Source organism: Methylobacterium sp. WL116 (assembly GCF_008039455.1).
Lineage (GTDB): Bacteria > Pseudomonadota > Alphaproteobacteria > Rhizobiales > Beijerinckiaceae > Methylobacterium.
The window spans coordinates 1-925 of record NZ_VRUV01000946.1 but is presented as its reverse complement, the minus strand read 5'-3'; the positions used below and the strand labels follow the sequence as shown (position 1 = coordinate 925).

Sequence of the window (925 nt, the reverse complement as noted above, 5' to 3'; positions counted from 1 at the left end):
CGCCGCCGAGAGCGCCGAGGCCGACGCCGCCGCGATCCGCTCGGGCGAGGTCGGCGACGTCGTCTCCGCGGAAGGGCCGATCGGCGCCGAGCGCTGGAGCCACGTGGTCCGGGTCCCGATCCGCGGCCCCTCCGGCGCGATCGCGCATCTCGCCACGATCGAGCGCGACGTCACCGAGCAGAAGGGCTTCGAGGCCCGCCTGCGCCAGTCCGACAAGATGCAGGCGCTCGGCACCCTCGCCGGCGGCATCGCGCACGACTTCAACAACCTGCTGACCGCGATCCTCGGCAGCCTCGAGCTCGCCGCGCCGAAGGTTCATGAGCAGCCCCGCGTGCTGCGGCTGATCGAGAACGCGCGGGGCGCGGCCGAGCGCGGCGCCTCGCTGACCAAGCGCCTGCTGAGCTTCAGCCGCGCCAACGACCTGCGTGCCCGCCCGACCGACGTGAACGCCCTCGTCGAGGGCATGTCGGCGCTGCTCGGGCGCAGCCTCGGCGGGCTCGTCACCGTCGAGACCAGGCTCGGCAGCGATCTCGGCCCGGTTCAGGTCGACCCCGACCAGCTCGAGCTTGCGATCCTCAACCTCTGCATCAACGCCCGCGACGCCATGCGCGAGGGCGGCGTGATCGTCATCGAGACGGCGGCGCTGACGATCGAGGACGATCCGGACGTGCGGAGCGGCGCCTATGTCGGCGTATCGGTGAGCGATGCCGGCGAAGGCATCCCACCGGAGATCCTAGCGCGGGTCTGCGAGCCGTTCTTCACCACCAAGGCCGTCGGCCAGGGCACCGGCCTCGGCCTCGCGATGGTGTTCGGCCTCGCCCAGCAATCCCACGGCCGCCTGCGGATCGACAGCCGGGTCGGGCACGGCACCCGCGTCGACCTCGCCCTGCCGCGGGCCTCCGCGGCCGTCGTGGCGGACGAGGCC

The 925-nt window shown here is 73.2% G+C and carries 1 protein-coding gene; it reads left to right on the top strand.

Annotation, left to right across the window (positions count from 1 at the left end; all coding sequences use genetic code 11):
• Positions 1 to 925 (top strand): ATP-binding protein (locus FV223_RS28655; RefSeq protein ID WP_246689859.1); only part of this gene is annotated, 925 nt, incomplete at both ends.